The following is a 25,478-nucleotide window of genomic DNA, read 5'->3' as shown; positions in this document are numbered from 1 at the left end:
GCGGGGAACGAGTACCCGCGTTCGGCCGCGGTTACCTCACCGGTCCGGCCGCGCCTCAGCGTTCGAGCCGTGCCACCCGCCCCTGTTCGCCCGCCGCCCAGCAGCTCAGGTCGGGGGTGCAGGCGACGGTGTCGTACGAGCCGGTGTCGATCGTCCGCCAGGTGCGGCCGCCGTCGGTGGTCAGGTCGGTGCCGGCCGGGCCGACGGCCAGCGCGGCGGTACGGCTGTGCGGGAGCCATGCGGCGCCCGAGCGGTACGCGGGCGGCGGGGTGGTGGCGGGCCGCCAGGTGCGACCGCCGTCGGCGGTGAACGCGGCGGCCTGCGGGGAGGGCTGGTCGGGGCGGTAGTCACCGCCGACCGCGATGCCGTGGGTGCGGTCGCGGAAGGCCAGCGCGAAGACGCCCTTGGCCGGATCGCCCGCGGGGACGGGCGTGTCGGCGGCCGTCCAGGTGAGCCCGCGGTCGGCGGAGTGCAGCACGCGCGCGTGCGCGCCGCCGCCGGTGGCCAGCCAGACGTCCTTCGGGCCGGCGGTGACGAGGCACTGGCCGCTCGCGGCGAAGCCCGCCTCGCCGTCCAGCGCCGGCGGCATGCCGTCCGCGGGCAGCACGCGCCAGGAGCGTCCGCCGTCGGCGGTGGACAGGACGCGGAACTTTCCGTCCACGGGGTCGCTCAGGGCGAGGCCGTGGCGGCGGTCGAAAAAGGCGAGGCAGTCGTAGAAGGCCTTCGGGTCGGTGTTGCGGAAGGACTCCGTCCAGGTCGTACCGCCGTCGTCGGTGCGGTAGACGCGGGAGGCCTCGCCCTCGCCGATGGCGAGCACCACCGCGCGGCGGGCGTCGAAGGCCGTCACGTCCCGGAACTGCAGACCGGCCGCCCCCGGCGGAGAGACGTTCCGCCAGCTCGCGCCGCCGTCGGTGGTGCGCAGCACCATGCCTTCGGTGCCGGCCAGCCAGGCGGTGCGCCGGTCGACGGCCGCGAGGCCCCGGAAACGGATCCGCGGCGTGCCGGGGTCCTTCGCCGCCCAGTGCGCGCTCGTCGTGCGGGAGTCTTCGGCCGCCCGGTTCGCATCCGTGCCGGGGCCCGGCTGCCCCGCGTTCGCCCGGCCGGCGGTGCCCTGTGCGAGCGGACCGGCCTCGGCCGCCGGGACCGTCAGGGCGGCCAGCGCCGCCCCGCACGCCACTGCCACCGCCACCAGCCGGCTCGTCCGTCCCCTGCGTCGCGTGCTCCCCAAGCGCCTCATGGCGGGCGAAGCTAGCCGCTTCCCCCGGCCCCGTCCAGAGGGCCTGCCGTGCCCCGCGCCGGCCGACCAGTGGGAACGGCCGTACGTACCTCGTGCATGAACGCGGTGACCGAGGTCACTCGTTCCCCGTGTGCACGCACCGGCCCTTTCCGTCGTCTCTTCCAGTGCCGGGTCGCACACCCGGGCGCAGTCCATCCGTCACGAGGGAGCAAGGCGTTGTCCACCGTCATCGAGCAGCCCGTAGAGGCCCGTCTCGTCGCCGCCGCACCGCGCATGCCGAGCATTCCCGCCACGCTGCGCTACGACCGGCGCGACCCGTTCGCCGTCCGCATGACGTTCCCGGCCCCGGCCACGCTGGAGGGCGTCGACGTGTGCTGGACCTTCTCCCGCGAGCTGCTCACGGCCGGTCTCCAGGGCCCCGAGGGTCACGGTGACGTCCGTGTGCGGCCGTACGGGTACGACCGCACGGTGCTGGAGTTCCACGCTCCGGAGGGCACCGCGATCGTGCATGTGCGCTCGGGTGAGATCCGGCGGTTTCTGCAGGCGACCGACGACCTGGTCCCCGTCGGCCTGGAACACCTCCAGCTGGATCTCGACCACGACCTGGCCGAGCTGATGCGGGACGCCTGCTGAGTGCCGGTCGATCAATGCCGCGCGCGCGTGGGGCGGCGCGGCCATCAATCACGTTGACAGGTCTTTCCTCCCTTCCTACGGTGTACAGCGGTTCTGTTGCCGTCGATTGGAGAAGGACGTTGCTCGTCTGAGGTCCTGAGGCACCGCGTCGCACCGGTGAGGTGTGCGTGGCGTACGACCTCGGCGTCCGAGCCGTCCTCCGGCACAGGCCTTTTCGCGTGGCCTCCTCAGTGCCCCAGACCTTTCGGTTTCACGCCTCGCGGTGTCTCGACACGCGTCCACCCGAACGCACCCGTCCCTCGCGAGGCGCCCATGTCTGCTTCCCTCACCTGCACTTCCCTGTCCTTCACCTGGCCCGACGGCACCGCCGTCTTCGACGGCCTGGACATCGCCTTCGGCCCCGGCAGGACCGGGCTCGTCGGCGTCAACGGATCGGGCAAGTCCACCCTGCTCAAGCTGATGGCCGGGGAACTCGCCCCGGCCGACGGCACCCTCAAGGCGGCCGGCGAGATCGGCTACCTCCCGCAGAACGTCACGCTCGACACCGCGCTCCGCGTCGACCAGGCCCTCGGCATCGCCGGCCAGCGGGCCGCCCTGCACGCCATCGAGGCGGGCGACGTCGCCGAGGAGCACTTCGAGACCGTCGGCGACGACTGGGACGTCGAGGAGCGCGCCCTGGTCACCCTCGGCGAACTCGGCCTCGGCCACATCGGCCTGGACCGGACCGTCGGCGAGGTGTCCGGGGGCGAGTCGGTGCTGCTGCGGCTCGCGGCGCTGCTGCTGCGCCGCCCCGACATCCTGCTGCTGGACGAGCCCACCAACAATCTCGACCTGTACGCGCGCCGTCGGCTGTACCAGACGGTCGCCTCCTGGCCCGGCGTGCTGGTCGTGGTCAGCCACGACCGGGAACTGCTCGACCTGGTCGACCAGATCGCGGAGCTGCGCTCCGGAGAGGTCGCCTGGTTCGGCGGCAACTTCTCGGCCTACGAGGAGGCCCTGGCCGTCGAGCAGGAGGCGGCCGAGCGGATGCTGCGCGTCGCCGAGGCCGATGTGCGCAAGCAGAAGCGCGAACTGGCCGACGCCCAGGTCAAACTGGCCCGCCGCAAGCGGTACGGGCAGAAGATGTACGAGCAGAAACGCGAGCCGAAGATCGTCATGGGGGCACGCAAGCGGGCCGCCCAGGAGTCGGCGGGCAAGCACCGCATCCTGCACGAGGAGCGGCTCGCCGAGGCCAGGGAACGGCTGGACGAGGCGGTGGAGGCCGTACGGGACGACGACGAGATCCGTATCGACCTGCCGTACACGGCCGTGCCGCCCGGCCGGCAGGTGCTCACCCTGGAGAAGCTGGAAACGGCCTACCACGCGCGCGTGCGGGGCATCCTCGATCTGCGCGGCCCGGAGCGGATCGCGCTCGTCGGCCGCAACGGCGCCGGCAAGACGACGCTGCTGCGGACCGTCGCCGGGGAACTGGCACCGGTGTCGGGCACGGCGACGGCCCATGTCCCGCTGCGCTTCCTGCCCCAGCGGCTGGACGTGCTGGACGACGACCTGTCGGTGGCGGAGAACGTCGCCCGGTTCGCGCCGGGCGCCACCAACAACCGGGTCCGGGCGCGGCTCGCCCGCTTCCTGTTCCGGGGCGCGCGGGCGGACCAGAAGGCGGCCACCCTGTCGGGCGGTGAGCGTTTCCGGGCGGCCCTGGCCGCGCTGATGCTCGCCGAGCCCGCGCCCCAACTGCTGCTGCTGGACGAGCCGACCAACAACCTCGACATGGCCAGCGTCCGGCAGCTGACCACGGCCCTGGAGTCGTACGAGGGCGCGCTGATCGTCGCCAGCCACGACCTGCCGTTCCTGGAGTCGATCGGGATCACCCGGTGGCTGCTGATGGAGGGAGGGGAGCTGACGGAGACGACGCCCGAGGCGCTCTGGGATCCGGCCTGACGGGCCGGCGAGGGCCTGCCCGGCCGACCCGGCGGGGTCAGGAGAGACGCGCCGGACACCGGGGGGGTTTGGCCGTGGCCGGAGCGCCCTGCATGATGACGGACCGGCGCCGTGTGAGCGGCGCCGGACCCGCACCATCGCACGACCGATTCGAAAGGCCCCTCGTGCCCAGCAAGAAGGCCCTCGTCCGCCGCCCGAGCCCCCTCCTCGCCGACGGCCTGGTGACGCACATCCAGCGGGAGAAGGTCGATGTCGGGCTCGCCGGCGAGCAGTGGGAGGCGTACGTCGAGGCGCTGCGCGCGCACGGCTGGGAGATCATCGAGGTCGAACCGGCCGACGACTGCCCGGACTCGGTGTTCGTCGAGGACACCGTGGTCATGTACAAGAACGTCGCGTTGATCACCCGGCCCGGCGCCGAGTCGCGGCGGGCGGAGACCGCCGGCGTCGAGGAGGCGGTGGCCCGCCTCGGCTGCTCGGTGAACTGGATATGGGAGCCGGGCACGCTGGACGGCGGTGACGTCCTCAAGGTCGGCGACACCGTGTACGTCGGCCGCGGCGGGCGGACCAACGCGGCGGGCGTGCAGCAGCTGCGGGCGGCCTTCGAGCCGCTGGGCGCCCGGGTGGTGGCCGTACCCGTGAGCAAGGTGCTGCACCTGAAGTCCGCGGTGACCGCGCTGCCCGACGGCACGGTGATCGGGCACATCCCGAAGATCGACCGGCCCTCGCTGTTCCCGGGCTTCCTGTCGGTGCCGGAGGAGTCCGGCGCGCACGTGGTGCTGCTCGGCGGCGGCAAGCTGCTGATGGCGGCGAGCGCCCCGAAGACCGCGGAGCTGCTGACCGATCTGGGCCACGACGTGGTGACGGTCGACATCAGCGAGTTCGAGAAGCTGGAGGGCTGTGTGACCTGTCTCTCGGTGCGCCTGCGGGAGCTGTACGCCTGACCGGGTGATCCCGTCGCCCCGGTCAGGCCGGGGACCTGCGGGTCCCCGGACTGACCGGCATACGCGCGCACGGCTGTCCGGGCGGGCTGATCAGCGATTCTTTACAGCCGTCTTAACCTACGGCTTCGTAACCTACGGATTCGTAGCCTACGATCACGTAGGTTCCCGGCACCGCTCGCCGGACCGTCCCCTTCCTCCCCCGTTGTTCGGCGTCCCCCTGGAGTTCCTGTGACGATCACTTCCCCCCACCTCGGCAGCCCGTCCGTCTGGACCGACGCGCGGCTGCTGTACGCACTGGAGGAAGTCGTCGAGACGGAGTTGAACCGGCATCTCAAGGTCGCCAAGGACTGGATGCCGCACGAGTACGTGCCGTGGAGCGACGGCCGCAACTTCCCGGGCCTGTTCGAGGACGGGGAGGCCTGGGACAAGGACCAGTCCCAGGTGACGGAGATCGGCCGGATCGCCCTCGTGGTGAACCTGCTGACCGAGGACAACCTGCCGAGCTACCACCACGAGATCGCCTCGCTCTTCGGCCGCGACGGGGCCTGGGGCACCTGGGTGCACCGCTGGACGGCCGAGGAGGGCCGGCACGGCATCGTGATGCGGGACTACCTGCTGACCTCGCGCGCGGTGGACCCGGACAAGCTGGAACGTTTCCGTATGGCGCACATGAGCGAGGGCTTCGAGTCCGACAACCGGCACTCGATGCTGCACTCGGTGGCCTACGTCGCCTTCCAGGAGCTGGCCACGCGGATCTCGCACCGCAACACCGGCCACCAGTCCGGGGACCCGGTCTGCGACCGCATGCTGGCCCGCATCGCGACCGACGAGAACCTGCACATGGTCTTCTACCGCAACCTGCTGAAGGCCGCGTTCGAGCTGGCGCCCGACCTGACCATGCAGGCGGTACGGGACGTCGTGGTGAACTTCCGGATGCCCGGTCACGGCATCCCCGGCTTCGAGCGGGCCGCCGCGCAGATGGCGATCGGCGAGGTCTACAACCTGCGCATCCACCACGACGACGTGCTGCAGCCGGTGCTGCGCTTCCTGAAGGTCCTGGAGATCGACGGCCTCGGCCCCGAGGGGCGCCAGGCGCAGGAGGAACTCGGCCTGTTCATGGGCGGGCTGGACGCGGAGGCCGCGAAGTTCGACGAGAAGCTGGCCGCGCGGAAGGCCCGGATGGCGGCGCGCGCCGGGGGCTGACGCCCCGCGCGCGGGCCGGGCGCTCCCCGGAGGGCTCAGCGGGCGGTGCGGCGGAGGGCGAGGCGCTCCTTCTCCGACAGGCCGCCCCAGACGCCGAACCGCTCGTCGTTGGCCAGCGCGTAGTCCAGACAGGCCGGGCGCAGCTCGCACATGGCGCAGATGCGCTTCGCCTCGCGCACCGAGCTGCCCGGCTCCGGGAAGAAGAAGTCCGGCCCGGTCTGCGCGCACAGCGCCTGCGCCTGCCAGGTGTCGTCGGCCGGGGTGATGGTTTCGTAGTGCATGGCCAGGAGCCTGCCCCAGGCCGAAAAACGTTCGATCAACGCCGGCGAAACGGCGTGCTCGGGGCCTGAGGCCGCCCCGATGATGCTCCCCGCGGCCCGGCGCGCGCACGGCGGCGCGCCCGGCCGTGGGAAAACCCGCAGAACGCGCACCGTCACGCTGGGTGAGAGCGGGGCGGTCCCGGCCCGTCGCGGCGCTCCGGCGGCGATTGTCAGTGGGCGGTGCCACACTCGGCAGTGCACAGGACGGGACCCCTTGCGAGGAGGGCCGAGATGCTCACCACCCGTTTCGTCAACGGCGCGCCCAACTGGATCGACGTCGGCAGTCCCGACATCGACGGCGCCACCTCCTTCTACGGCGCTCTGTTCGGCTGGCGGTTCCAGTCGGCGGGGCCGGACGCCGGCGGTTACGGCTTCTTCCAGCTGGGCGGGAAGACCGTCGCGGGCGGTATGCAGACCGGTCCCGACCAGGGGCCTCCGGCCTGGACGGTGTACTTCCAGAGCGAGGACGCGCAGGCCACCGCCAAGGCCGCCGAAGAGGCCCACGGCAGAGTGCTGTTCCAGCCGATGGACGTGATGGGCCAGGGCCGCATGGCGGTCCTCGCCGACCGGGCGGGCGTGCCGTTCGGGATCTGGCAGCCGGGCCGGACCAAGGGCGTGGAGCTCGCGGGCGAGCCGGGCTCCCTGTGCTGGGTGGAGCTGTACACGCCGGACATCGCGGCGGCCGCCGCGTTCTACCGCCGGGTGCTGGGCCTGGAGACCTCCGCGCCGTTCCCGGGCGGGACGTACACCTGTTTCAACCCGGACGGTGCCGGTGAGGACGCGATGTTCGGCGGGATGGTGCCGCTGGCCGACGATCCCACCGAAGCGGAGGCCGGGCCGTACTGGCTGCCGTACTTCGAGGTGGAGGACACCGACGCCGTGGTGGAACAGGCGCAGCGCCTGGGCGGGACGGTGCGGATGCCCGCGACGACCGTGGAGGGCGTGGGCCGCATGGCCAGGCTCGCCGACCCGTACGGGGTCCGCTTCGCGGTGATCAGGAGCGAACCGCCCCAGGGCTGAGCCTCCTCGGCGCGCCCGGCAGCCGATGGCCCCTGGGGCGGTGCGGCGCGGCTAGGCGGAGGCGCGGCGTATCAGGGTGGTCGGCAGGATCACTTCCGACGGCGGTGCCTCCTGGGCGCCGGCCGTCGTGTCCGTCGCCTCCCGGGTACCGGACAGGCCGCGCAGCAGCAGGCGGGCCATCAGCCGGCCCATCTCCTCGATGTCCTGACGGACCGTCGTCAGCGGCGGGTCGGCCTGTTCGGTGACCGGCACCATGTCGTCGAAGCCGACCACGGCCACGTCCTCGGGCACGCGCCGGCCGCTCGCGCGCAGCACCCGCAGGGCGCCGAGCGCGGTGAGGTCGTTGGCGGCGAACACGGCGTCGACGTCCGGGCAGCGGTCGAGGAGTTCCCGCATGGCGCGTTCGCCGCCGGACGGGGTGAAGTCGCTCTCCACGACGAGCCGGGGATCGTACCCGCCCAGGACGTCGGCCATGACGTCCCGGTAGCCGTCGAGCCGGTCCACCGCCGAGGTCTGGTCCAGCGCCCCGGTGATGTGGGCGACGCGCCGGCGGCCGAGGTCCAGCAGATGCCGGACGGCCGCGCGGGCCCCGCCCCGGTTGTCGCAGTCGACGTACACCACGCCCGGGTCCGCCGCCCGGGCGTCCTCGCCCCAGTCGGGGCGTCCGCCGAACACGGTGGGCACGCCGGCGTCGTGGATGAGGCCGGGCAGCGGGTCGTCCAGGTGCAGGGAGAAGACGAGCGCGCCGTCGACATGGCCGCCGGCGAGATAGCGGGCCACGCGCGCGTGGTCGGCGCGGCCCTCGGTGAGCAGCAGCACCAGCTGGTTGTCGTGCGCGGTCAGCTCCTTGCTGATGCCGCGCAGCTGGAGGGCGAAGAAGGGGTCGGCGAAGACCCGGGTCTCGGGCTCGGCGATGACGACCGCGACGGCGTCGTGCCGCCGGGTGACGAGGCTGCGCGCCGCCTGGTTGGGGACGTAGCCCAGCTCCTCCACGGCCTGCCGGACCCGCTCGGCCAGGGGCTCGCGGACTCCGTCGCCGCCGTTGACCACGCGGGACACGGTGGCCCGGGACACCCCGGCCCGCGCGGCCACGGCCTCCAGCGTGGGGCGCGACACTGCCTCGGTCACTTCGGGACTCCTCATCAGCGGCTGCCGATCAGGATAGCCGCGGGACGCGGGACCGGCCGGTGCCGGACGGGGCGCGGAACCGAGCGGGTGTCAGGGCGAAGGCTCGCGGCGGGCGCGGCTCGGCTGGACCCGTTTCGGTTCGCCGGGCATCTTCGGGTACTCCGGCGGGTACGGCAGGTCACCCAGACCATGGTCGTGTTCGTCCTGGCGGGCCAGTTCCAGCAGCGCGTCCAGGGAGTAGGCGTGGTCGTCCATGTCGGCGTGCACGTCACCGAGTTCGGCGAACCGGGCCGGCATGGTGGCGAGGTCGAAGTCGCGGGGCTCGGCGACACCGACCTCCTCCCAGCGCAGCGGCGCCGAGACGGGGGCGTGCGGGCGGGGGCGTACCGAATAGGCGGAGGCGATGGTGCGGTCCCTGGCTGTCTGGTTGTAGTCGAGGAAGATGCGGCTCCCGCGCTCCTCCTTCCACCACTTGATGGTCACCCGGTCCGGCATCCGGCGCTCCATCTCCCGGCCGACCGCGATGGCCGCGCGGCGCACCTGGGTGAAGGTCCAGCGCGGTTCGATGGGGACGAAGACGTGCAGACCCCGGCCGCCGGAGGTCTTCGGCCAGCCGCGCAGCCCGCCGAACTCGTCCAGCACGGCCCGCAGTTCCTGGGCTGCGCGGGCCGCGTCGGCGTAGTCGGTGCCGGGCTGCGGGTCGAGGTCGACGCGGAGTTCGTCGGGGTGGTCGACGTCGGTGGCGCGGACCGGCCAGGGATGGAAGGTGAGGGTGCCGTACTGGGCGGCCCACACCACGGCGGCCTCCTCGGTCGGGCACATCTCGTCGGCGCTGCGCCCGCTGGGAAAGGTGATGTGGGCGGTCGGGATCCAGCCGGGCATGCCCTTCGGGGCCCGCTTCTGGTAGAACCACTCGCCGCCTACGCCGTCCGGGTAGCGCTCCAGGGTGGTGGGGCGGTTGCGCAGGGCGCGCAGGATGCCGGGGCCGACGGCGGCGTAGTACCGGGCGAGGTCCAGCTTGGTGAAGCCCCGCTCCGGGAAGAACACCTTGTCCGGGCTGGACAGCCGTACGGTCCGGCCGCCCACCTCCAGTTCCACCGCATCACCCATGCGGCCACGGTAGGCGCACCCCGCACGGCTCGCATACCGGGCAGATCCGTACGTATGTGAGCGGAAACGGATGTGTGCGAGCAGAATCGGAGTCATGGATCTGCCCGTCATGCCGCCCGTGAAGCCGATGCTCGCCAAGTCGGTGGCGAAGATCCCGCCGGGGATGCACTACGAGGCCAAGTGGGACGGCTTCCGGTCGATCGTGTTCCGGGACGGTGCCGAGGTCGAGCTGGGCAGCCGTACCGGAAAGCCACTGACCAGGTATTTTCCCGAGCTGGTCGAGGCGCTGAAGGAGCGGCTGCCCGAGCGGTGCGTGCTGGACGGCGAGATCGTCATCGCGCGGAACGGCCGGCTGGACTTCGACGCGCTGACCGAGCGGATCCACCCGGCCGCCTCCCGGGTGCGGACGCTGGCGGAGAGGACCCCGGCCTCCTTCGTCGCCTTCGACCTGCTCGCCCTGGACGACCACGCCCTGCTCGACGTGCCCCTCACCGACCGCCGCGCCCTGCTGGACCGGGCCCTGGCCGGGGCGACCCCGCCGCTGCACGTGGCGCCGTCGACGACTGACATCGAGGTGGCCCGGCAGTGGTTCGAGCAGTTCGAGGGCGCCGGTCTCGACGGGGTCGTCGCCAAGCCGCTCACCTCGCACTACCTCCAGGACGAGCGGGCCATGTTCAAGATCAAGCACGAGCGCACGGCGGACGTCGTCGTCGCCGGGTACCGCTTCCACAAGAGCGGCCCGGTGGTGGGCTCGCTGCTGCTGGGGCTGTACGACGAGCAGGGCCGCCTCCAGCACGTGGGCGTGTCGGCCGCGTTCTCCATGAAGAAGCGTGCCGAGCTGGTCGAGGAGCTGGAGCCGCTGCGCATGGACGACGTGTCCGGGCACCCATGGGCCGCCTGGGCGGACGAGACCGCGCACGAGACGGCCCGGCTGCCGGGCGCACCGAGCCGCTGGTCGGGCAAGAAGGACCTGTCCTGGGTGCCGCTGCGGCCGGAGCGGGTGGCCGAGGTGGCGTACGACCACATGGAGAACGGCCAGCGGTTCCGGCACACGGCCCGCTTCCGCCGCTGGCGTCCGGACCGTACGCCGGAGAGCTGCACGTACGCCCAGCTGGAGGAACCGGTGCGGTACGACCTCGCGGAGATCCTCGGCGAGAAGGACGGAGGCTGAGGAGGGCGGGGCACGAGCACCGGGGCGCCCAGCCGGCCACCGGGGCGCCAAGCCACGGCCACGGCCGCGGCCACACCCAGGCCCAGGCCCACGGCTACGGCTACGGCTACGGCTGCATGAGGACCTTCACCGCACCGTCCTGCTTGCGCTGGAACATCTCGTACGCGTGCGGCGCCTCCGCCAGCGGCAGCCGGTGGGTGGCGAAGTCCTCCACGCCGAGCGGGTCCTCGTCCGTCAGGTAGGGCATGATCTGGTCGGTCCAGCGGCGGACGTTGGCCTGGCCCATGCGGAGCTGGATCTGCTTGTCGAAGAGGGTCAGCATCGGCATCGGGTCGGCCATGCCGCCGTAGACACCGCTGAGCGAGATCGTGCCGCCGCGGCGGACGAGGTCGATCGCCATGTGGAGGGCGCCCAGCCGGTCGATGCTGAAACGCTCGGCGAGCGGCGCGCTGATCTTGCGGGGCATGAGCGCGGTGGCCTGCTGGGCGAGCTTGGCGGCGGCGCTGCCGTGGGCCTCGGTGCCGACGGCGTCGATCACGGCGTCCGGGCCCCGGCCGCCGGTCTCGTCCTGGATCGCGTGGACCAGCGACTTCTCGTTGTCGAAGGCCCGGAGGTCGTACGTCTCCACCCCGCGCCGCTGCACGCGGGCGAGTCGTTCGGGCACCAGATCCACGCCGAACACCCGCTCCGCGCCCCGGGCCTTGGCGATCCGGCAGGCCATGTCGCCGATCGGGCCGAGGCCGAGGACCGCGAGGGTGCCGCCGGGCGGGACGGCCGCGTACTCGACGGCCTGCCAGGCGGTCGGCAGCACGTCGGAGAGGTAGACGAACCGGTCGTCCGGCGGGCCCTCGGGCACCTTGATCGGGCCGAACTGCGCCTGCGGGACGCGCAGGTACTCGGCCTGGCCGCCGGGGACGGAGCCGTACAGGCGGCTGTAGCCGAAGATGGCGGCTCCCATGCCCTCGCCGGTGACCTGCGTGGTCTCGCACTGGGTGGGCAGCCCGGTGTCGCACATGAAGCAGTGCCCGCAGGCGATCTGGAACGGCACCACGACCCGGTCGCCGGGCCGCAGGCCGGACACCTCGGAGCCGACCTCCTCCACGATGCCCATGGGTTCGTGGCCGAGGATGTCGCCCGGGGCCATGAACGGGGTGAGCACTTCATACAGGTGCAGGTCGGAGCCGCACAGCCCGGTGGACGTGACGCGGATGACGGCGTCCGTGGGCTCCTCGATCCTCGGGTCGGGCGCGTCCTCGACCCGGACGTCCCGCTTGCCGTGCCAGATGACTGCCTTCATGGGGTGGTGCTCCCTTGGTCGCGTACGGCTGCGTCCCGTGTCTGCGATGGCACCCGGGTACCCCCCGCCCACCGCCGCCGAACCCGACGTGACCCGGTATGGCCGGTGATGACCGGATGAGCGCGCAATCGGACCACACGGACGGGGGGCGACGGTGGGCATGAGACACAGGGCGCGCACGCGGCGCGCCGCACTGACGGCGACACTGCTGGCCGGCGCGCTGACGGCCGCCCTCGCGACGGGCTGCACCGGCCAGGGCGACGGCGACCGCGCCCCGCGGCAGACCCCGACACCGGCACCGAGCCGTTCGGCCGTGGCCGGCTCACCGCTCGCCGTGAAGATCGACAATGTCCGCGCGGCCCACCCGCAGACCGGGCTCGGCGCGGCGGACGTGGTGTACGTGGAGCAGGTGGGGGGCGGCCTGAGCCGGCTGCTGGCGGTGTACGCGACACGGCTGCCGCAGACCGTGGGACCGGTGCGCAGCGCCCGCGAGTCCGACCTGGAACTGCAGACAACCGACGGCGGCCGGCTGGCACCGCCGACGGTGGTCGTGCAGCACGTGAAGGTCCGCACCTCCCGCTACCACGACGTGCTCGGCAATCCCACGCCGTACACCGAGACGACCGGCTCCGGGCGGGCGGAGGTGCTGCGGGACGGCCGGCCCTTCGACGGCTTCTGGTCACGGCCGACCGCTGCGGACGGTACGGAGTTCACGGCGGCGGACGGCGGCGAGCTGGACTTCGCGGCGGGGCAGGGTGCGGGTGGTGTTCGTGCCGGCCTCGTGAGGCGACCGGTGCCTCAAGAGGCGTACCGGCAGGGCCGGTACCGGCGCCGTCAGTTCTGCGCGGCCAGCGGCTCGGCCGGGTTGCGCAGTTCCTCGGCCGCGTCCGCGACCCGGCGGATCAGGTCGAAGAACACGGTCTGTTCCCCGGCGGACAGCGGAGCGAGGAAGACCTGGTTCATGCGGGCGGTGCGCACGGTCAGTTTGCGGTGGGTGCGCAGGCCCTCGTCGGTGAGGCGGAGCAGGAAGCGCCGGCCGTCCTGGGGGTCGCGCACCTTGTGCAGCAGCCCGCGGCGGTCGAGCCGGCTGATGACCTCGGCGATGGTGGAGCGGTCCAGGCCCACCCGCTCCCCCACGGTCCGCTGGTCGAGCCCGGGCTCGGCGACGAGGGCGTTCATGACCGCGAACTGCGGGGAGGTGATCTCCTCGGAGACCATCGTGTTCCACAGCAGGTAGTGCGCCTGCTGGAGCCGCCGGGCCAGGTGCCCGGGATGGGTGGCGAGGTCCACCGCGGCCATGTGCGCTCCCCTGGTCGATTCGTTGGTGCACTGAACGATACCTGGCGCCGGACCCCCATGTCTCGCCCCGACGGTCGTACGGATTCCAGCTCTTGACGGCCACAGTCTCCGGTGGCAGCGTGAGCAGCACCTCGGCTGAAATGGTCAGTGCCCTGACTATCAGCTCCTGATGAACCGGGAGAGACGGAGCTTCACGGATGGACAAGGTGGTCGCCACGGCCGTGGAGGCGGTGGCCGATGTGCCGGACGGCGCGTCGCTCGCCGTCGGCGGGTTCGGGCTCAGCGGTGTGCCGAACGTGCTGATCCAGGCGCTGTACGAGCGCGGGGTCGGCGGGCTGAGCGTGGTGTCGAACAACTGCGGGGCGATGGAGTCCGGGCTGGCGGTGCTGCTGGCGGCGGGGCGGATCGCCCGGGTGACCGGCTCCTACATCGGCGCCAACAAGGAGTTCGCCCGTCAGTACCTGGCCGGTGAGCTGGAGGTGGAGCTGATCCCTCAGGGCACGCTGGCCGAGCGGCTGCGCGCGGGCGGCGCCGGCATCCCCGCCTTCTACACCCCGGCCGGGGTCGGCACCCAGGTCGCCGAGGGCGGACTGCCCTGGCGCTACGACGGCTCCGGCGGGGTGACGCTGGCCTCGCCGCCGAAGGAGGTGCGGGAGTTCGACGGCGTGGAGTACGTGCTGGAGCGGGGCATCCGCACCGACTTCGCGCTGGTCAGGGCGGCGAAGGGGGACCGGCACGGGAATCTGGTGTTCAACCGGTCCGCCCGGAACTTCAACCCGCTGGCGGCGACGGCCGGCCGGGTCACGATCGCCGAGGTGGAGGAGCTGGTGGAGCCGGGTGCGATCGATCCGGACGCGGTGCACCTGCCGGGCGTCTTCGTGCAGCGAGTCGTGGCGCTCACCCCGGAGCAGGCGGCGGACAAGCGGATCGAGCAGCGCACGGTTTCGCCGCCCGCGGCACGACGGAACCGGCAGGGCACGGTTTCCGCGTCCGCGGCACGAGGGACGGTGAGCGGCTGATGGCCTGGACACGCGAGGAGATGGCCGCCCGCGCGGCCCGTGAGCTGCGGGACGGGCAGTACGTCAACCTGGGCATCGGCCTGCCGACGCTGATCCCCAACCACCTCCCGGAGGGGGTCGAGGTGGTGCTGGAGTCGGAGAACGGCATCCTGGGGACGGGCCCGTATCCCACCGAGGACCAGGTCGACCCGGACCTGATCAACGCGGGCAAGGAGACGGTGACCGTCCTGCCCGGAGCGTCCTTCTTCGACTCGGCGCTGTCGTTCGCGATGATCCGGGGCGGGCACATCGACGTGGCCGTGCTCGGCGCGATGCAGGTGTCCGCCGGCGGTGACCTGGCCAACTGGGCGGTGCCGGGGAAGCTGGTCACCGGGATCGGCGGCGCGATGGACCTGGTGCACGGCGCCCGTCAGGTGATCGTGGTGATGACGCACACCACGAAGGACGGCTCGGCGAAGATCCTCAAGGAGTGCACGCTGCCGCTCACGGGCCGGGCGTGTGTGAACCGGGTCATCACCGATCTGGCCGTCCTGGACGTCACGGACCAGGGACTCACGCTGGTGGAGACCGCGCCGGGCGTGAGCGTCGACGAGGTCGTCGCCAAGACCGACGCGGAACTGAGCGTCGCGGAGGATCTGCTGTGAACTCGGCTTTCACCCAGAACCCCGTGTACATCGTGGACGCCGTCCGGACCCCGATCGGCCGCTACAACGGCGGTCTGTCCCCCATCCGCCCCGACGACCTGGCCGCCCACACCCTCCGCGAACTCCTCGCCCGCACCCCGGAGCTGGACCCCGCCCGGATCCAGGACGTCTACTTCGGCAACGCCAACGGCGCCGGCGAGGAGAACCGCAACGTCGCCCGCATGGCAGCCCTGCTCGCCGGACTGCCCACCTCCGTGCCGGGCGTCACCGTCAACCGGCTGTGCGCCTCCGGCCTGGAAGCGGTCGTCCAGGCGGCCCGCGCCATCGCGGTCGGCGACGCCTCCATCGCCGTCGCCGGCGGGGTGGAGTCCATGACCCGGGCGCCGTATGTCCTGCCCAAGTCCGACAAGCCGTTCCCGGCCGCCCACACCGAGCTGTACTCGACCACGCTCGGCTGGCGCATGGTCAACCCCAGGATGGACCCGCAGTGGACCGTCCCGCTGGGCGAGAGTGCCGAGCTGATCGCCGACAAGCACGAGATCACCCGTGAGCAGCAGGACGAGTTCGCTCTCGCCTCCCACCGCAAGGCCGCCGCCGCGCGCGAACAGGGCCTGTTCGACGCCGAGTTGACGCCCGTACCGGTCCCGCAGCGCAAGGGCGAGCCGGTCCTCTTCGGCGCCGACGAGTGCGTACGGCCGGACGCCTCCCTCGCCGCGATGGCGAAGCTCAAGCCGTCGTTCCGCGCCGAGGGGGGCACGGTGACCGCCGGCAACGCGTCTCCCCTGAACGACGGCGCGGCAGCCCTCCTCCTCACCGACGAGGAGGGCCTGCGGGCCACCGGCCGTGAACCGCTGGCCCGGATCGCCGCGACCGGTGTCTCCGCGACCGACCCTCACTACTTCGGACTGGCCCCCGTAGAGGCCGTCAACCGGGCGCTCGCCAAGGCGGGCGCGTCCTTCGACGAGCTGTCCGTGCTGGAGCTGAACGAGGCCTTCGCCGCCCAGGTGCTCGGCTGCCTCGCCGAATGGCCCGAGTTCGACCCGGCGGTCCTCAACCCGCAGGGCGGGGCCGTCGCGCTGGGGCATCCGCTCGGCGCCTCCGGTGCCCGGCTCGCCGGGACCGTCGCCCACCAGCTCGCCCGCCGGGGCTCCGGCACCGGCGTGGCCACCCTCTGCATCGGCGTGGGCCAGGGCCTCGCCCTCGTCCTCGAACGGTAGGGCTCCCCGCCTCCGTCCTCGAACGGCAGGGCCCCGCCCTCCCCTCGTCCTCGAACACTGAAGACTTCCTCCTCGAGCGCCAAGGAAGCGTCAGGTTTCCCATGCCTCTCACCCAAGCCGACATCGACCAGGAAATCGCCGCCGCGCACGCCGCCTACGACAAGCGTGTCGCCGACGGCGCCCCCGTCGAACACCACCCGCGCCGCGACTACGCGCCGTACCGTTCCTCCGTGCTGCGCCACCCGAAGCAGCCCCTGGTGGCGATCGACACCGGCCAGGACCCCGAACTGGTGGAACTGCACTCCCCCGCGTTCGGTGAGCGCGACCTCACCGAGATCGACAACGACCTCACCCGGCAGCACACCGGCGAGCCCGTCGGCGAGCGGATCACCGTCTCCGGGCGGCTGCTGGACCGGCACGGGCGCCCGGTCCGCGGCCAGCTGGTCGAGATCTGGCAGGCCAACTCGGCCGGCCGCTACGCCCACCGGCGTGAGCAGCACGACGCCCCACTGGACCCGAACTTCACCGGCGTCGGCCGCACCCTCACCGACGCCGAGGGCCGCTACCACTTCACCACCATCCAGCCGGGCCCGTACCCGTGGCGCAACCACGTGGGTGCCTGGCGCCCGGCCCACATCCACTTCTCGGTGTTCGGCACGGCGTTCACCCAGCGGCTGGTGACGCAGATGTACTTCCCGAACGACCCGCTCTTCCCGTACGACCCGATCCTGCAGTCCGTGACCGACGACGCGGCCCGGCAGCGACTGGTCGCCACCTACGACCACAGCCTGTCGGTGCCGGAGTTCTCCCTCGGCTACCACTGGGACATCGTGCTGGACGGCCCGGCCGCCACCTGGACGGAAGAAGGACGCTGACCCGCCATGACGATCATCGACCCGAGCCGCCCGGAGCAGGTGCTGCCCACCCCGTCCCACACCGTCGGCCCGTTCTACGGCTACGCGCTGCCGTTCCGTGGCGGAGAGGAGATCGCGCCGCTCGGCCACCCGGACACGGTCACCGTGCACGGGTACGTCCTCGACGGCGAGGGCGACCCGCTGCCCGACGCGCTGATCGAGCTGTGGGGCCCCCGCCCCGACGGCACCGTCCCCCACGTGGACGGCTCCCAGCGGCGTGACCCGGCCACCGGTGGTCATCTGGGCCGCAACGGCGTGGAGTTCACCGGCTGGGGCCGCGTCCAGACCGACGCGAACGGCCACTGGTACGCCCGTACGCTCCGGCCCGGCGGACGCGGGCGGAACGCGCCGTACCTCAGCGTCTGCGTCTTCGCGCGCGGACTGCTCGTGCACCTGTTCACCCGGATCTACCTGCCGGGCGACGAGGCCGCGCTGGCCGCCGACCCGCTGCTCACCCGGGTGGGCGACCGGCGCGACACGCTGATCGCGAGCGAGGAGGCGGGCGGCACCTACCGTTTCGACATCCGCCTTCAGGGCGAAGGCGAGACGGTCTTCCTGGAGTTCGAGTGACATCTGCGTCCCCTCCCTACGCCGACACCGGCCTGCTCGCCCCGGAGTGGGGCCTGTCGGGCGCCGCGTCCGAGACGAGCGACCACGCGTATCTGCGGGCCCTGCTCGACGCGGAGGCCGCGCTGACCCGGGCGCAGGCCGCGCTGGGCCTCGCCCCGGCCGCGGCCGCGGCGGCGGTGACCGAGGCGGCCGTCCCGGACCGGTTCGGCATCCGCTCCCTGGCGGCGCGGACCGCGGCCGGCGGCAACCCGGTCATCCCGCTGGTCGCCGACCTGACCGCGGCGGTCGGCGAGGAGTACGGCCCCTACGTCCACCGGGGCGCCACCAGCCAGGACATCATGGACACGGCGACGATGCTGGTCGCCGTGCGCACCCTCGGCCCGGTCCTGGCCGACCTCGGCCGCACCGAACGGGCACTGGCCCCCCTCGCCGCCGCGCACCGGGACACGGTGCTGCCGGGACGGACGCTCACCCAGCACGCCGTACCGACGACGTTCGGGCTGAAGGCGGCCGGCTGGCGCTCGCTGGTCCTGGACGCGCGCGACCGCGTCACCCAGGTCAAGGACGCGCTCCCCGCCCAACTCGGCGGCGCCGCGGGGACGCTGGCGGCCTTCCGGGCGTACGGCACGCAGGACGTGACCGCCCTGACCCGGGCGTACGCCCGGGAAGCCGGCCTCGCCGCACCGGTGTTGCCCTGGCACACCCTGCGCACTCCGGTCGCGGACCTGGCGGGGTGCCTGGCGTTCACGGCGGGGGCGCTGGGCAAGCTCGCCGTGGACGTCCTGACGCTGTCGCGCACCGAGATCGGCGAGGTGAGCGAGGGCAGCGGCGGCGGCTCGTCGGCCATGCCGCACAAGGCGAACCCGGTGCGCGCCACACTCCTGGCAGCCGCCGCCCGGCGCGCCCCGCAGCTCGCGGCCACGCTGTACGGCTGCCTCGCCGCCGAGGACGAGCGGCCGGCCGGCGCCTGGCACGCCGAGTGGGAGCCGCTGCGCGACCTGCTGCGGCTGGTGGGCGGCGCCGCCTCCCACGCGGCGGAGCTGGCCCAGGGACTGCGCGTGCACCCGGCCGCGATGCGCCGGAACCTCGGCATCACCCGGGGTCTGATCGTCTCCGAGCGGCTGTCCGCCGCCCTCGCACCCGTGCTCGGCCGTGCGCGCGCCAAGGAGCTGCTGACCGAACTGGCCCGCCGTGCCCATGAGGAGGACCGCCCGCTGCCCGAACTTCTGGCAGAGGTGGCCGAATTGAAAGACGTCGACCTCGGTGACCTCGGCGACCCCGCCCACTACACCGGCTTCGCCGGCTCCCTCACCGACCGCGCCCTGGAGCGACCTTGACCGTGAAACTCCTCAACCACCTGGAAGAAGGCCCGGCTTCCGCTCCCCCGCTGCTGCTCGGTCCCTCGCTCGGCACCTCCCTCGCCCTGTGGGACCAGGTCGCGCCCGAACTGGCCGCCGCGCACCGGGTGGTCCGCTGGGACCTGCCCGGACACGGGGGCTCGGCGGCGGACCTGATCGGGCCGGACGCGACCGTCGGTGACCTCGCCGCGCTGGTGCTGGAGCTGGCCGACGCCCTGGGCATCGACCGGTTCGCGTACGCGGGCGTGTCCCTGGGCGGCGCCGTCGGCCTGCACCTGGCCGTCCACCACCCCGAGCGGCTGTCCTCGCTGGCGGTGCTGTGCTCCTCCGCCCACTTCGGCGGGGAGGCACCCTGGCGGGAGCGGGCGGAGCGGGTGCGCCGCGAGGGCCTGGACCGGCTGGCGCAGAGCGCCGACGCGCGCTGGTTCACGCCCGGGTTCAGTGTGCCGGGGCTGGTCCGCGACCACCGGGAGGCCGATCCGGAGGCGTACGCCGCCTGCTGCGACGCGCTCGCCGCGTTCGACCTGCGCGACCGGCTCGGCGGCATCACCGTACCCACGCTCCTGGTGGCGGGCCGGCAGGATCCCGCGACCCCGCCCGCCCATCTGCGGGAGATCGCCGACGCGGTGCCGGGGGCGACGCTGGTGGAGCTGCCCGGGGCCTCCCATCTGGCGCCGGCACAGTGCCCGCGGGCCATGCTGACCGCGCTGCGCACCCACCTCGACGGGCCGCCGGCGAGCGGCACGGCGGTGCGCCGGGAGGTGCTGGGCGACGCCCATGTGGACCGCGCGCAGGCCCGGCAGACCCCGTTCACGGCCCGCTTCCAGGACTTCATCTCCCGCTACGCCTGGGGGGAGATCTGGACCGACCCGACGCTGTCCCGCCGCGAGCGCAGCATGATCACGCTGACCGCGCTGGTCGCGCACGGCCACCACGACGAGCTGGCGATGCACGTCCGGGCGGCGCGGCGCAACGGGCTGACGCCCGAGGAGATCGGCGCGGTGCTGCTGCAGACCGCCGTGTACTGCGGGGTGCCGGCCGCCAACTCGGCGTTCGCGACGGCCCAGCGGGTCCTCGCCGAGGAGGAGGCAGGCTGAGGGGCGGGTGACCCTGCCGGTCGTACTCCCGGCAGCGGCTCCTTCCCGGCGCTCGGGCGTGCCTGGGCCGGCGGTATGTCCACTGTTCTGTTCACCGGCGCCACCTCCGGGCTCGGCCGGTACGTCGCCTTCGAGCCGGTCCGCTCCGGTCACCTCGTCCTGGTGCCCCGCTGGCCGAGGTGCGGGAGCCGGGCGCGCGGGTGGCCGAGGCGCATCCTGACCTCGACGTGCTGATCGACGCGGGCGTCGGCGGCGGAACACCCGGCTCCGGGGGCGAACCGAGCCCCGGCGGGCACGAGCTGCGGCTCGCCGTGAACTGCCTCGCGCCGGTGGTGCTGACGCGCGCCCTGCTGCCGGTGCTGCGGGGAATCCGCCGGCCCGGATCGTCAAGGCCGGCTCGGCCGGCCAGTGCCGGGCATGTGAGACCGGGTGAGACCCGGCTCACCGCGGCCCCCGCCTCGCCTCCGGCACGTCTCAGTGCAGCCCCCGCCCCGTCTCCAGCACCTCCCGTGCCTGGGCCACGAGCCCCTCCGCGCCGCACGCCCGCGCCAGGTCCAGGCCCCGGTTGAGTTCCGCGACCGAGCGGGCGGCGATGCCGTACTCGACGCGGGCCGCCGCGTGCTCGTACTGGCAGGGTGAGGCCTCGAGGTAGGTGACGGCCCGGGCGGCGAGCTGGACCGCCCGCTGTCCCGTCGCCAGGGCGGCGGCGCACCGCAGGGCCTCGCCGATGGCGGTGTCCGTGCCGAACCGCTCGGCCTGCCGGCGGGCGTCGGCCGCGAGCTGGGCGGCGCGGTCCGGGTCCTGCCCGGCGAGCGCCTTGGCGAGGTCGATGGACCAGGGCGCGAGGACCGGGTTGTGGCCGCCACGGGAGGCGGCGGTCTTCTCGGCGGCCTCCAGTTCGTTGATGCCGTCCTCGGTGCGTCCGACGGCGAGCAGCAGCCGGCCGCGCACGGAGCGGATGTCGGGCAGCACGATGGTGGACGGGTACGGCGGCGCGAAGCCGTACCGCTCGGCGACCGACCAGGCCTCCTCGACCCGGCCCCGGGCCAGCAGGGTGTCGACCAGCCCGCAGGTGGCCGACCAGTACAGCGGCAGGCGGCGGCCGACGCGTTCGGCGAGGACCAGGGCCTCGCGCAGGGTGGACTCGGCGTCGCGCAGCCGGCCCTGTCGGCGGTAGGCGAGCCCGAGGAAGGCGTTGGCCAGGGAGAGGTGGCCGCCGTGCCAGCCGGCCGTGGTGTAGACGCGCCGGGCTTCGGCGAACAGGCTCTCGGCGCGGTCGAGCCGGTCGGCGTACGTGTAGGCGCTGCCGAGCATCATCAGCAGTTCCATGCCCCACTCGGGGTCGGTCCAGCCGAGGCCGGGCGCGAGGCGGCCGTTGACGAGGGCGCGGTCGCACAGGTCGATGACCTCCTCGGCGCTCTCGCCGTGGGTCATCGCGTCGAAGCCGCGCAGGATCAGCAGGGCGCGTTCGGCGTTGTCGCGGCCGGCACAGGTGCTCGCCAGCTCGGCCAGGCGCCGGGAGCGGGCCGGGGAGACGGTCTCGCCGTGGATGCCCTCCCACATGAACTGGAAGGCCTGCAGCCGCATCCGGACGGGGCCCGCCTCGTGCCGGGCGACCTCTGCCTCGACCGTGCGGACGGCCTCTTCCAGCTGGTCGTTGTGGAGCAGCGCCTGGGAGAGGCGCACGACGGCGTCGACCCGGTCGTCGCCGTCGAGGCCGGGCATGCCGAGGGCGCTCTGCAGATGGTCGATGGTGACCGCGGGGTTGGTCAGCAGCGTGGCGCAGCCCAGTTCGTAGAGGACGTGCGCGTGCACCTCGGGGAGGGGCGGCTCCGCCAGCGCGCGTTCCAGGCAGCGGCGGGCCGCGTCGGGCGCGCCGACGGCGAGGTGTTCGCGGGCGGCCTCGCGCAGCTGCTCGACCAGTTCCTCGTCGTCGTCCGGGTGCACCTTCAGCAGGTGCCGGGCGGCCTCGGCGGCGCCGCGTCCACGCTCGGTGATCATCTGCGCGGCGACGCCGTGCATGGCGGTGCGCACGCCGGGCGGGATGGAGTTGTAGACGGCGGTGGCGATGAGGGGGTGGACGAACTCCAGCTCGCCGTCGGTCCGTTCGGTGCCGGCGGGCGGCTCGGGTTCGGTGAGGATGCGGGCGTCGCACAGGAGTGCCGCGCACGTCCGGGCCAGTTCGTCGTTCATGGTGGCGAGTTGGGCGACCATGTCGACGGTGATGCCGGTGCCGAGGATGGCGGCGGCCCAGGCGAACCGGGTGGCCTCCAGGCCGAGGCCCTTGAGCCGGTCGACCAGTCCGCCGCCGCGGGCGGCGCGGTTGAGGGCGCGCAGCTCTCCGGCCTGCGCCTCCACCGGCTGGAGTTCGCTGTCCTGCACCTTGGCGAGGAGTTCGACGGTGTCGTAGGGGTTGCCGCCGGTGACGGCCCAGACCTCGCGGCAGAACGCGTCGTCGGCGTGCCGGCCGACGGTGGCGCGGGTGAGTCCGGCGGTGGCGTCCGGGGTGAGGGCGTTGAGGTTGTGGACGGGGCGGCCCGCGGCGGCCACCGCGTCGAGCAGGCGGGCGCTGTCCCCGCTGACCTCGCCGGGCCGGCGGGCGACCACGACGAGGACGGACAGGTCGTCCAGGCGTTCGGCGAAGGCGGCGAGCCAGCGCAGGGTCTCCTGGTCGGCCCAGTGCGCGTCGTCGACGAGCAGGACCAGCGGCCACTGGCGGCGGGAGAGCCGGCGCACCGCGGCCACGAGTCCGTCGCAGACGTACTGCGGGTCGGCGTTGTCGGCTCGCGGTTCCGCTATGCCGAGCGCGGGACCGGCGATGGCGTACCAGTCGCCGAGGTACTCGCGGGCCTCCTCGGGCAGTAAGGACAGCAGCGCCGGCTGGAGCAGCTGCCGTACGACGTGGAACGGGACGGATCTCAGCGTCTCGGCGCCGCGTGCGGACCAGACGGCGCAGCCGCGGCGTTCGGCGATGCGCCGGGTCTCGGCCAGCAGCGCGGTCTTGCCGAGCCCCGCCTCACCCCGGATGACCAGCAGACTGCCCCCGGACGACTGGTCCGCGCACAGGACGTCGAGTGCCTGCGCGACGGTGGCGAGCTCGGCGTCCCGCTCCCACAGGGGAGCCGAGCCGGCCGCCGACGGCCGTCCCTCCGTCATTCCGTTACCTCCCCAGGTCGCCCGAATGACGTACAGAACCCGAGCGTAGCCGTCGGGCGGGGCCTCCGGTGGCCGCTCGCGGCAGCTGTTGCCCGGCCGGGTGAAACAGGGGGCGGGCGGGCGACGCGACCGCCCGCGCGACCAGTGGACGCGGTGTCAACGACGCCTGCCGGAGGGCGTCACCGAGAAATCCGGGGCAAAATATTCCCGTTTGCCCTCTTGGCGGCGGATCCTCTCATCCCGCTTTCACGGTCGCCTCATACGGTGGGGGCATGACGCAGGTGACTCCTCCCGGGTGGTACCCCGACCCCGGGCAGACGAACGACGGTCCGCCCACCGAGCGCTGGTGGGACGGCAAGGCCTGGACGGACCAGACCCGCCCCGCCGGCACGGCCGCCGCGTGGGGTCCCCCGGCCCGGCCGGCGGCGGACGGCGGACCGCAGCCGGCCGGGCCGCCCCACCCGGCGCACCCGGCCGGTCCGGCTCCCCCGGCTCCCGCCGGGTTCGGCGCCCACCCGGGGTATCCGGACCGCCAGGGCTATCCGGCGCAGCAGGGCTATCCGGCACAGCCGGGACATCCGGCGTATCCCGCCCCGCCGCCCGCCCCCTCCCGGCGCCGGCTGCGCACGGGCATAGCCGTCGCGGTCACGGCCGCGGTACTGGCGAGCATCGGGGTCGGCGTGTACGCCCTCACCAAGGACGGCGGTGGCGGCGGCGACCGCGCCGGGTCGCAGCAGGGGCAGGACGGCGGCCAGAGCGGGCCGTTCGGCGGCCCCGGCGGCGGCTCGGGCGGGAGCGGCGGTTCCGGTGGCTCGGGCGGGTCCGGTGGGGCCTCGCCGTCCCCGGGTCAGTCGGAGGCGCCGAAGGTCAAGGGCGGCGGCTCGGTGACGGACCCGGTCAACGGCATCAGCCTGCCGGTGCCGAAGGGCTGGACCGGACAGACGATCAGCCTCGGGGCGCAGGTGATCTCCGACGACGCCTACAAGTGCCCGGGCAACTCGGCCCAGACGTGCACCGCGGGCGGCGCCTACACGGCTCCGGCGGTGGCGCTGGGCATCGAGGACGACACGGCCGAGGAGGTCGCGAAGGCGGACATCGCCGCCAACGCCAAGCAGTCGTACGGCGGCACCACCTACGGCAGCATCACCTCGCACGAGGTGCTGGCCTCCGAGGCGGTGACGGTGGCCGGGCAGAAGGGCTATCTGGTGCGCTGGAAGGCGGTCACGAGCAAGGGTTCCGACGGCTATGTCGAGTCGGTCGCCTTCCCCTCCCCCGACGACGCCCGGCGGATCGTGGTGGTCCGCTTCGGCGTGGACGTCGGGCAGAAGCTGTCCGTGATCGACGAGATCCTCCAGGGGATCAAGGTCTCGTCCGGCGGCGGGAGCGGCCAGGACGTCTGAGAGACGGATCGGCCGGGTGGGATTCCCCTCCGCTCAAGAGGAACCCCACCCGGCCGGGGGTGCGCGCCGCCCCCGTCCCCACGGTGCGGCGCGGGCAGGTCACCGTCCAGTCATCCCGTGAACGGCGGCCTGGGTCTCATGTCAGTCCGAGCGAGGGCAGCACGGCGGCCTCCACGAAGCGGACGAGGTAGTCGGAGTCGGCGTAGTGGCCGTCGAGGACCGGGCGCACGCGCAGGACGCCGAACATCATGGCCGGGATGTACTCCAGCGCCGGGTGGTCCGCCCGGACCTCGCCCCGGGCCACGCCCCGGGCCAGGATCTCCTCCAGCGCGGCGATCTCCGGGGCCACCAGCGCCTCGCGCAGCGCCTGCGCCAGCTCCTGGTCCGCCGTCACCGCGTGCCCCAGCGCCTGGAGCAGCCGGGCGTCCTTGCTGGACCAGCCGCCCGCGGCCCGCGCGGCCTGGCGCAGGTCTTCGGCGAGCGATCCGGTGTCGATGCCGGCGAACCGCACCTGGCGGTTGGCGCGCAGCGCAGCCGCGACGAACTGCGGTTTGGTCTTCCACTGCCGGTAGAGCGTGGACTTGCTGCACCGGGTGCTGGCGGCGATGCCCTCCATGGTGACGGAGTCGTAGCCGCACTCGCGGATCTGTTCCAGCACGGCGTCGAAGAACTCCCGCTCACGCTCCGGCGTGATCTTGGAGCGGCGCGAGGCGACGACCGTGTCCGGTGCGTCCGCGGCCTGCGACGTCATGCGGTTCTTCCCCTCACTCGTGCCTGTGTCCCGTGCCTGTGCGGTGGCTGGTGCC

At 73.3% G+C, this 25,478-nt stretch carries 22 protein-coding genes and 2 pseudogenes; 16 read left to right on the top strand and 8 right to left on the bottom strand.

All coding sequences use genetic code 11. The features are described from left to right. Positions 1-55: 55 nt before the first annotated feature. Entirely contained in the window at positions 56-1,177 is a 1,122-nt protein-coding gene (locus AB0L21_RS18575) for an oxidoreductase (RefSeq protein ID WP_365785155.1), read from the bottom strand. Between the two features lie 276 nt (positions 1,178-1,453). Between AB0L21_RS18575 and AB0L21_RS18570 the strand changes: the two genes are divergently transcribed. The 4 genes from AB0L21_RS18570 to AB0L21_RS18555 all read left to right on the top strand — a co-directional run bounded on the left by AB0L21_RS18570 (position 1,454) and on the right by AB0L21_RS18555 (position 5,952). Continuing rightward, positions 1,454-1,870, top strand: coding sequence for an SsgA family sporulation/cell division regulator (locus AB0L21_RS18570; protein WP_365704464.1), 417 nt, complete (start codon positions 1,454-1,456; stop codon positions 1,868-1,870). 312 nt (positions 1,871-2,182) lie between these two features. Next, positions 2,183-3,808, top strand: a complete 1,626-nt coding sequence (locus AB0L21_RS18565; protein WP_365704462.1) for an ABC-F family ATP-binding cassette domain-containing protein — start codon at positions 2,183-2,185, stop codon at positions 3,806-3,808. Between the two features lie 164 nt (positions 3,809-3,972). Continuing rightward, positions 3,973-4,749, top strand: a complete 777-nt coding sequence (gene ddaH, locus AB0L21_RS18560; RefSeq protein ID WP_365704460.1) for a dimethylargininase — start codon at positions 3,973-3,975, stop codon at positions 4,747-4,749. Positions 4,750-4,977: 228 nt separating this feature from the next. Further along, the gene (locus AB0L21_RS18555) at positions 4,978-5,952 is read left to right on the top strand and encodes an acyl-ACP desaturase (RefSeq protein ID WP_365704458.1); all 975 of its coding nucleotides are present in this window, start codon (positions 4,978-4,980) and stop codon (positions 5,950-5,952) included. 35 nt (positions 5,953-5,987) lie between these two features. Here the strand turns inward: AB0L21_RS18555 and AB0L21_RS18550 are convergent, their stop codons facing one another. After that, positions 5,988-6,233: a WhiB family transcriptional regulator gene (locus tag AB0L21_RS18550; RefSeq protein ID WP_030643251.1), complete on the bottom strand. Its 246-nt coding sequence runs from the start codon at positions 6,231-6,233 to the stop codon at positions 5,988-5,990. 270 nt (positions 6,234-6,503) lie between these two features. Between AB0L21_RS18550 and AB0L21_RS18545 the strand changes: the two genes are divergently transcribed. After that, on the top strand, positions 6,504-7,292 hold the full coding sequence (locus AB0L21_RS18545; protein ID WP_365785121.1) for a VOC family protein: 789 nt from the start codon (positions 6,504-6,506) through the stop codon (positions 7,290-7,292). A 51-nt stretch (positions 7,293-7,343) separates the two neighbouring features. On the opposite strand, the gene AB0L21_RS18540 is transcribed toward AB0L21_RS18545, so the two are convergent. Further along, complete coding sequence (locus AB0L21_RS18540) at positions 7,344-8,420, bottom strand: LacI family DNA-binding transcriptional regulator (protein WP_365785119.1); 1,077 nt, start codon at positions 8,418-8,420, stop codon at positions 7,344-7,346. Between the two features lie 90 nt (positions 8,421-8,510). Further along, complete coding sequence (gene ligD / locus AB0L21_RS18535) at positions 8,511-9,530, bottom strand: non-homologous end-joining DNA ligase (protein WP_365704452.1); 1,020 nt, start codon at positions 9,528-9,530, stop codon at positions 8,511-8,513. 94 nt (positions 9,531-9,624) lie between these two features. Here ligD and AB0L21_RS18530 point away from each other — a divergent pair, with 94 nt between their 5' ends. Beyond that, positions 9,625-10,701 carry an ATP-dependent DNA ligase gene (locus AB0L21_RS18530; RefSeq protein WP_365704450.1) on the top strand — a complete coding sequence of 359 codons (1,077 nt, stop codon included), beginning with the start codon at positions 9,625-9,627 and terminating at the stop codon, positions 10,699-10,701. A 106-nt stretch (positions 10,702-10,807) separates the two neighbouring features. On the opposite strand, the gene AB0L21_RS18525 is transcribed toward AB0L21_RS18530, so the two are convergent. Further along, positions 10,808-11,998, bottom strand: coding sequence for a zinc-dependent alcohol dehydrogenase (locus AB0L21_RS18525; protein ID WP_365785117.1), 1,191 nt, complete (start codon positions 11,996-11,998; stop codon positions 10,808-10,810). Positions 11,999-12,158: 160 nt separating this feature from the next. Between AB0L21_RS18525 and AB0L21_RS18520 the strand changes: the two are divergent. Further along, positions 12,159-12,752: pseudogene (locus AB0L21_RS18520) on the top strand (DUF3048 domain-containing protein); the annotation flags it as partial. An 80-nt stretch (positions 12,753-12,832) separates the two neighbouring features. Here AB0L21_RS18520 and AB0L21_RS18515 read toward each other — a convergent pair. Further along, positions 12,833-13,297, bottom strand: a complete 465-nt coding sequence (locus AB0L21_RS18515; RefSeq protein ID WP_365785115.1) for a MarR family transcriptional regulator — start codon at positions 13,295-13,297, stop codon at positions 12,833-12,835. Positions 13,298-13,494: 197 nt separating this feature from the next. Here AB0L21_RS18515 and AB0L21_RS18510 point away from each other — a divergent pair, with 197 nt between their 5' ends. The 8 genes and pseudogenes from AB0L21_RS18510 to AB0L21_RS18475 all read left to right on the top strand — a co-directional run. Further along, positions 13,495-14,316, top strand: coding sequence for a CoA transferase subunit A (locus AB0L21_RS18510; protein WP_365785113.1), 822 nt, complete (start codon positions 13,495-13,497; stop codon positions 14,314-14,316). Continuing rightward, positions 14,316-14,960, top strand: coding sequence for a CoA transferase subunit B (locus AB0L21_RS18505; RefSeq protein ID WP_365704442.1), 645 nt, complete (start codon positions 14,316-14,318; stop codon positions 14,958-14,960). Before AB0L21_RS18510 ends, AB0L21_RS18505 begins: the two co-directional genes overlap by 1 nt. Then, positions 14,957-16,177 carry a thiolase family protein gene (locus tag AB0L21_RS18500; RefSeq protein ID WP_365785111.1) on the top strand — a complete coding sequence of 407 codons (1,221 nt, stop codon included), beginning with the start codon at positions 14,957-14,959 and terminating at the stop codon, positions 16,175-16,177. The genes AB0L21_RS18505 and AB0L21_RS18500 overlap by 4 nt, the downstream gene beginning before the upstream one ends. 101 nt (positions 16,178-16,278) lie before the next feature. Then, positions 16,279-17,052 (top strand): protocatechuate 3,4-dioxygenase subunit beta, encoded by a 774-nt coding sequence (gene pcaH, locus AB0L21_RS18495; RefSeq protein ID WP_365704438.1) that lies wholly within the window; start codon positions 16,279-16,281, stop codon positions 17,050-17,052. 6 nt (positions 17,053-17,058) lie between these two features. Next, positions 17,059-17,661, top strand: a complete 603-nt coding sequence (gene pcaG, locus AB0L21_RS18490; protein WP_365704436.1) for a protocatechuate 3,4-dioxygenase subunit alpha — start codon at positions 17,059-17,061, stop codon at positions 17,659-17,661. After that, positions 17,658-18,998: a 3-carboxy-cis,cis-muconate cycloisomerase gene (gene pcaB, locus AB0L21_RS18485; protein ID WP_365785109.1), complete on the top strand. Its 1,341-nt coding sequence runs from the start codon at positions 17,658-17,660 to the stop codon at positions 18,996-18,998. Before pcaG ends, pcaB begins: the two co-directional genes overlap by 4 nt. Further along, a complete protein-coding gene (gene pcaD / locus AB0L21_RS18480; protein WP_365785107.1) occupies positions 18,995-20,116 on the top strand; it encodes a 3-oxoadipate enol-lactonase in 1,122 nt (373 codons plus the stop codon). Before pcaB ends, pcaD begins: the two co-directional genes overlap by 4 nt. A gap of 75 nt (positions 20,117-20,191) precedes the next feature. Further along, a pseudogene (locus tag AB0L21_RS18475) lies at positions 20,192-20,525 on the top strand (3-oxoacyl-ACP reductase); the annotation flags it as partial. 65 nt (positions 20,526-20,590) lie between these two features. Here AB0L21_RS18475 and AB0L21_RS18470 read toward each other — a convergent pair. Then, positions 20,591-23,272: an AAA family ATPase gene (locus tag AB0L21_RS18470; protein ID WP_365785105.1), complete on the bottom strand. Its 2,682-nt coding sequence runs from the start codon at positions 23,270-23,272 to the stop codon at positions 20,591-20,593. Between the two features lie 272 nt (positions 23,273-23,544). Here AB0L21_RS18470 and AB0L21_RS18465 point away from each other — a divergent pair, with 272 nt between their 5' ends. Continuing rightward, positions 23,545-24,672: a DUF2510 domain-containing protein gene (locus AB0L21_RS18465; RefSeq protein ID WP_365785103.1), complete on the top strand. Its 1,128-nt coding sequence runs from the start codon at positions 23,545-23,547 to the stop codon at positions 24,670-24,672. 136 nt (positions 24,673-24,808) lie between these two features. Here AB0L21_RS18465 and AB0L21_RS18460 read toward each other — a convergent pair whose 3' ends face one another. Continuing rightward, on the bottom strand, positions 24,809-25,423 hold the full coding sequence (locus AB0L21_RS18460) for a TetR/AcrR family transcriptional regulator (protein ID WP_365704426.1): 615 nt from the start codon (positions 25,421-25,423) through the stop codon (positions 24,809-24,811). Between the last annotated feature and the right edge of the window lie 55 nt (positions 25,424-25,478).

The sequence above is a fragment of the Streptomyces sp. NPDC052721 genome, from assembly GCF_040678315.1.
Classification (GTDB): Bacteria; Actinomycetota; Actinomycetes; order Streptomycetales; family Streptomycetaceae; genus Streptomyces.
This window is presented reverse-complemented; position numbering and strand designations above follow the sequence as displayed.

Coding starts and splice junctions, on each gene's coding strand:
- AB0L21_RS18565 (WP_365704462.1), top strand. CDS start 2,183: ATGTCTGCTTCCCTCACCTGCACTTCCCTGTCCTTCACCTGGCCCGAC.
- AB0L21_RS18550 (WP_030643251.1), bottom strand. CDS start 6,233: ATGCACTACGAAACCATCACCCCGGCCGACGACACCTGGCAGGCGCAG.
- AB0L21_RS18545 (WP_365785121.1), top strand. CDS start 6,504: ATGCTCACCACCCGTTTCGTCAACGGCGCGCCCAACTGGATCGACGTC.
- ligD (WP_365704452.1), bottom strand. CDS start 9,530: ATGGGTGATGCGGTGGAACTGGAGGTGGGCGGCCGGACCGTACGGCTG.
- AB0L21_RS18530 (WP_365704450.1), top strand. CDS start 9,625: ATGGATCTGCCCGTCATGCCGCCCGTGAAGCCGATGCTCGCCAAGTCG.
- AB0L21_RS18525 (WP_365785117.1), bottom strand. CDS start 11,998: ATGAAGGCAGTCATCTGGCACGGCAAGCGGGACGTCCGGGTCGAGGAC.
- AB0L21_RS18515 (WP_365785115.1), bottom strand. CDS start 13,297: ATGGCCGCGGTGGACCTCGCCACCCATCCCGGGCACCTGGCCCGGCGG.
- AB0L21_RS18510 (WP_365785113.1), top strand. CDS start 13,495: ATGGACAAGGTGGTCGCCACGGCCGTGGAGGCGGTGGCCGATGTGCCG.
- AB0L21_RS18505 (WP_365704442.1), top strand. CDS start 14,316: ATGGCCTGGACACGCGAGGAGATGGCCGCCCGCGCGGCCCGTGAGCTG.
- pcaH (WP_365704438.1), top strand. CDS start 16,279: ATGCCTCTCACCCAAGCCGACATCGACCAGGAAATCGCCGCCGCGCAC.
- pcaG (WP_365704436.1), top strand. CDS start 17,059: ATGACGATCATCGACCCGAGCCGCCCGGAGCAGGTGCTGCCCACCCCG.
- AB0L21_RS18470 (WP_365785105.1), bottom strand. CDS start 23,272: ATGACGGAGGGACGGCCGTCGGCGGCCGGCTCGGCTCCCCTGTGGGAG.
- AB0L21_RS18465 (WP_365785103.1), top strand. CDS start 23,545: ATGACGCAGGTGACTCCTCCCGGGTGGTACCCCGACCCCGGGCAGACG.
- AB0L21_RS18460 (WP_365704426.1), bottom strand. CDS start 25,423: ATGACGTCGCAGGCCGCGGACGCACCGGACACGGTCGTCGCCTCGCGC.